Source organism: Burkholderia sp. E168m23 (assembly GCF_016586125.1).
GTDB classification, from domain to species: domain Bacteria; phylum Pseudomonadota; class Gammaproteobacteria; order Burkholderiales; family Burkholderiaceae; genus Burkholderia; species Burkholderia orbicola.
The window spans coordinates 1-5,105 of sequence record NZ_BCPP01000507.1; the positions used below are offsets into that span (position 1 = coordinate 1).

The following is a 5,105-nucleotide window of genomic DNA, read 5'->3' on the forward strand; positions in this document are numbered from 1 at the left end:
AGCGTGCGCGGCGAAGGGTACAGCGTGAGCAGCAGCGCGACGATCAGCACGACGCTCGCCGTCGACAATCGTTCGACGTCGTGCCGGATCGTGTCGCGCGTGTCGACCGAGAACACGCCGGGGCCCGTCATCGCGAGCGAGGTGCCGGCCGCGTTCGGCACGGCTTGCGTCGCGGCCGCGAACGCGCGGCGCACGGCGTCGATCGCGCGGGCCTGCGCGTCGGTATCGGAGCCGGCGGCGGCCGTCTGCATGACCAGCACCGCGCGCGTGCCGTCGCGCGACGCCCACACGCCGTCGCGGCTCGCCGGTTCGGCCGCGCGGTCGAGCTCGTCGACGAGCGCGGCGACTTCGCCGGTCGGGTCGCGCGGCAGCATTGCCTTCGCGACGAGGCCGGCTGACGAACTCAGCAGGTCGAGACTGTCGCCGAGCGCCTGGTGCAGGCCGTCGGCGCTGAAGCGCTGCGGCGTGACGGCCGGGCTCAGCAGATAGCGGTGAGCGAAGATGAATTGCCGGTCGCGCGCGTCGTTCGCGGCTTCGCCGTTGTGCACGGCCGCGAACTGCGGATCGGTGCGCAGCGTGCCGGCGACGCGCCGCGACAGCGCGGCGCGCGTGCCCGCGTCGCCGCCGTCGATCGCGACGAGGATCAGGCGCGACACGATGCCGTCGCGCAACTGGTCGACGAGCGCGCGCTGCCCGGCGCTCGGCGCGTTCGGCAGGAACGCGGACAGGTCGGCCGTGAAGTGCGCGCGTCCGATCGCGATGCCGCACGCGACCAGCGCGAGCAGCCACACGAGCACCGCGCGCTGCCGCCACGCGGGCACGCGGCGGGCGACGGGTGAGGATCGGGTGCGCTCGTCCATCAGTTCGCGTTCGCCGCCACGGGTTGCAGGCGCATCACCGAACGATCGCCGTCGGCCTGCCGGATCGCGACGCTGCGCAGCACGTCGCGCGTGCCGTCGAGCGTGATCGTGCTGACGACCTTCAGCATCCGCGAGTCGAGCGGCGTGAGCGTGAGCGTCCAGTCGTCGCCGCGTCCGGACAGGGCGACCTTGTACACCCGTTCGAGCGCGAAGCGGTTGCCGGCGAGCGTCGCGCGGATGCTGTCGATGAACGCGCCGAGCTCCGGATAGCGCGCGAGCGCGAGCGTGTACTTGCGGTTGTTGCGCTCGACGGTGAGCATGTCGCCGTCGACGACCAGATGTTCGGGCTTCGGGCTCAGCGTGTGCTTTTCCAGATGGTCGGGCGCGACGAACATCAGTTCGCCCGACGATTCGACCGGCTGCGTGGCAATCGACAGGGTCTTCGTCTCGGTGAAGGTCGCGCGGCCCGACTTGTGCTGCGCGAGCGTCGACATCAGCCGGTCGAGGGTCCAGGTCGAGCCGGTATCGGCCGCGTACGTGGGCACGGCCAACACGATCGCGGCGGTGGCGGCGAGCACGCGGGCCGCGCGGTGGAGGCGGCCCGACGAAAACGGGAACAGGCGGCGGCGAACGGCAGTCATGCGTCGGAATCTCTCGTGGCGGGCAGGTCGGCGCCGGCGTGCGCCGTCTCGCGGCGCGCGGTTGCGGCCGCGGCATCGCCGCCTTGCCAGAAATCGAAATAGTTGAACCAGTTGTACGGCGCCGCGCGGCAGTACTTGTCGAGCAGCGCGACGTAGCGCGCGAGCGCCGCATCGACCGCCGCCGCGCGCGCGTCGCGCCGCACATCGGAGAAATCGGCGAGCGTCTCGAAGTGCACGTCGTAGCGGTTGCCGTCGCGATAGAGGCCCGTCATGAAGATCACCGGGCGCTTCAGCATCGCGGCCATGTAAAGCGGGCCGAGCGGGAACGCGGCCGGCGCGCCGAGCAGCGGCACGCGCCGCAGCGACGCGGCGGCATCGTCGAGCAGCGTGCGGTCGGCGAGCATGCCGACCATGCAGTTCGCGTCGAGTCGCTCGCGCACCTTCAGCATCGAGTCGACCTGCCCGAGCGGGATCACCTCCGGCTGCGCGGCCGGGTTCACCGCGGCGAGCGTCGCGTTGATCTTGCGCGCGTTCTTCTCGTACATCGTGACGACCACGCGCAGGTCCGGATGCGTGCGGCCGATCGCGCGCACGACCTCGAAGCTGCCGAGGTGCGCGCCCATCAGGAACGCGCCGCGTCCGCCCGCGAGCGCGTCGTCGACGAGCGATTCGCCGTGCAGCCGGATGTCGAACAGGTCGAAGCGCCCGTTCATCAGGTAGATGCGGTCGTGGATCGTCGCCGCGAACGTGAACACGTGCCGGTACACGTCGCGCCAGCGCGCGGGGCGACCGAGCACGCGGCGCAGGTAGTCGCGCGACGCCGCACACGCGATCGGCGAGAACAGCACGAAATACGTCGCGATCAGGTGCAGCACGATGCGCGCGCGCTGCCGGCCGAAGCGCAGCGAGATCCACGTCATGACGCGCAGCAAACTCGCGTTGCTGCGTTCCTGGCGTTCGGCCCATGCGGTGCGCTTCATGGCTGCGCGCCATCCTGCGCGGCGGGCGGTGGGGCGGACAGCACGCCGGTCGCGACCTCGCGCGACCCGGCGCGCACCGTGAAGCGGATCGCGCCGCTGGCTGCCGCGTCGTACGCGAGATCGAGCGGTTCGCCGGGCGCGACCGGGCTCAGGAATTTCGCGGACCCGAGCCGCCACGCATGCAGCGGACGGTTCAGCGCCGCGCCGATCGTGTGGATCGCGTGATCGAGCAGCACGACGCCGGGCACGACCGGATGGCCCGGGAAGTGGCCGGGCAGCGCGGGATGGTCGGCGGCAATCGTGAACGCGAGCGCGGGCGTGCCGGCCGGGTCGCGCTCGTTCGGCGTCGCGGGCGGCATGGCCGTCGTGGCCGTCGCCGCCGCGCTACGCGTATGTTGCGCAACGAGTGCGGCCAGCACGTCGCGCGGCAGCTTGCCCGTTTCGTTGCGCGGCAGCGCATCGACGAACACGAGCGGGCGCGGCATGAACGCGGGATCGATCCGCTCGCGCAGCGCGCGCTGCAGATCGGCGGCCGAGAGCGTCGGCGCGACGACCAGCGCGACGAGCCGCGTGACCGGCTCGAGGGCGGTGTCGCCGTGCGTCGGCGCGGCTTCGTCGGGCATGAAGAACACGCCGTCGACCACTTCGGCAATCGCGTTGAGCTGATGGTTCAGATAAGCGAGCGACGTGCGCTTGCCGGCGATGTTGACGAGGTCGGCCTTGCGGCCGTGCAGCAGGAACCGGCCGTCGCCGAGCAGTTCGAGCGCATCGCCCATCGGCACCGGCGTCTCGACGTGGCCGCCCGATACCCAGACCGTCGGCCCGCTGTCGTCGCCATCCGGTTCTGCGCGCGCGTCGAGCCGGATGTCCGGGAACAGTTCCCACGCCGCGCCTTGCGACGTCCGACGGGTCGCGATCTGGCCGGTCTCGGTGCTGCCGTAGATCTCGACGAGCGGCGCGTCGAGCGCGGCCTCGGCTTCGCACGCGAGCTTCTCCGACAGCGGCGCGGTGGCCGACAGCACGAGCGCCGCAGGCGGCAGCGCATGGCCGGCCGACAGCAGCGCACGCAAGTGGATCGGCGACGTGACGAGCACGCGCGGCTGCGGGATCGCGTCGAGCTCGTCGCGGATGTCGCTCGGGTAGAACGGCTGGCGGTTGCTGAACGCGAGGCCGCCGATCAGCGCGAGCAGCACCGTCGACTCGAAGCCGTACATGTGCTGCGCGGGCACCGTGCCGATCAGCGTGGCCGCGCGGCCGTCGAGCAGCCCGAGGCGGTCGGCCGCCGCGCGCACGCAGCCGACCAGGAAGCCCCAGGTCTTGCGGTGCGGCACCGGCGCGCCGGTCGAGCCGGACGTGAACACGTAGGCCATGATCCGCGCCGCGTCGATCCGCGGGACGGCGAACGGCGTATCGCTCGGCGCCTCGCCCGGCGCGGCATCGGGGTACGCGAAGCGCGGCAGGTCGATCGCGCAGTCGGGCGCATCGTGCAGGCAGAACGCATCGGGCGCGAACGACGCGAGCTGGCGCACCATTTCCGGCGTGTGCGTCGACGGCAGCAGGCTGACCTTGCCGGCGACGAGCGCCGCGCACAGGCTGACCGCGAAGCGATAGCGGTCGCGGCACACGTTGAACACGTGGCTGCCGGCGGGTAGCGCGGCGGTCACGCGCGCGACGTCGGCGACGAACGCGCGCACGGTGACGGGCGAGCCGTCGCGCCAGGCGATCGTCTGGTCGGGCGAGGCATGGAATACCAGCGGGTGAGTCGGCATAAATCGGTCAAGACGGGAACGAAGGCCCGCGCGGCCCTTGGGGCCGCGCCGGTCATGAATTCATCGCGCGGCCTGCGAGGCGTGGGTCGTCGCGCGATACGCGCGCACCGCATCGACCATCCGCGGCCGCGGCTCGTGCGGCAGCGCGACACGCCGGCACGCATGCTCGGCGGCGAACATCACGGCGACGAGCGGCAGCGACAGGTAGTTCGCGAAGGTCGACCACGTGACGATCGGCGCGGTCGCGAACAGCAGCGTCGACACGGCGGCGATCGCGACGAAGAACAGCGTCCACGCGAGCGTGATCCGCCGCGTGTAGCGCGCGACGGCCGGCGTGACCGTGCCGTGGATCATCGCCGCGAAGCGCGTGCACAGCGGCACGTCGCCGGCCACGAGCGTGCGGCCGAACAGCAGCGCCATCGCGACGTTGAAGCTTACGTGTTCCAGATACAGGCCCCATTCGAAGTGCCGCGCGAGCGGCGCGCGTGCCGCCCACAGCGCGGCGGCGGCCAGCAGCCACGCCGGCACGAGCCACGCGCGCCGCGGCGAGCGCAGCGCCGCGCCGAGCGCGAGCAGCAGCGGCGGCACGAGCGCCATCGCGAGGCCGAGGCCGTGCGCGTCGGGTGTCGCGCTCGCGTAGTGCGCGCCAACCTGGTAGGCGGCCACGGCGCCCCCTGCCGCGACGCCGCGCACGACGGGCAGCAGCCGGCTCATCGGCGGCCTCCGGGCGCGCGGCGCGCGCACCGGCCGGCGGCCGGGCTGCAGCGGCTGACGGGCGGGCGAACCGGAACGGAGCGCAAGGGCGGATACGGCATGACTGGAGACATCGGGCGGATCGTGGCCGGACACGATGGT

5 protein-coding genes are annotated in these 5,105 nt (G+C 72.5%); all 5 read right to left on the bottom strand.

The genetic code is table 11. The features are described 5' to 3' along the window. Window positions 1–860 (bottom strand): MMPL family transporter (locus tag JMF90_RS23335; protein ID WP_201325479.1); only part of this gene is annotated, 860 nt, incomplete at its 3' end. Beyond that, window positions 860–1,501: an outer membrane lipoprotein carrier protein LolA gene (locus tag JMF90_RS23340; RefSeq protein ID WP_011546214.1), complete on the bottom strand. Its 642-nt coding sequence runs from the start codon at window positions 1,499–1,501 to the stop codon at window positions 860–862. The genes JMF90_RS23340 and JMF90_RS23335, both read right to left, overlap by 1 nt. Next, window positions 1,498–2,481, bottom strand: a complete 984-nt coding sequence (locus tag JMF90_RS23345) for an acyl-CoA synthetase (protein WP_011546213.1) — start codon at window positions 2,479–2,481, stop codon at window positions 1,498–1,500. Before JMF90_RS23345 ends, JMF90_RS23340 begins: the two co-directional genes overlap by 4 nt. Beyond that, window positions 2,478–4,250 carry an acyl-CoA synthetase family protein gene (locus JMF90_RS23350; protein WP_011546212.1) on the bottom strand — a complete coding sequence of 591 codons (1,773 nt, stop codon included), beginning with the start codon at window positions 4,248–4,250 and terminating at the stop codon, window positions 2,478–2,480. The genes JMF90_RS23345 and JMF90_RS23350 overlap by 4 nt, the downstream gene beginning before the upstream one ends. A 60-nt stretch (window positions 4,251–4,310) precedes the next feature. Further along, window positions 4,311–4,964 carry a membrane protein gene (locus JMF90_RS23355; protein WP_011694402.1) on the bottom strand — a complete coding sequence of 218 codons (654 nt, stop codon included), beginning with the start codon at window positions 4,962–4,964 and terminating at the stop codon, window positions 4,311–4,313. Window positions 4,965–5,105: the final 141 nt, after the last annotated feature.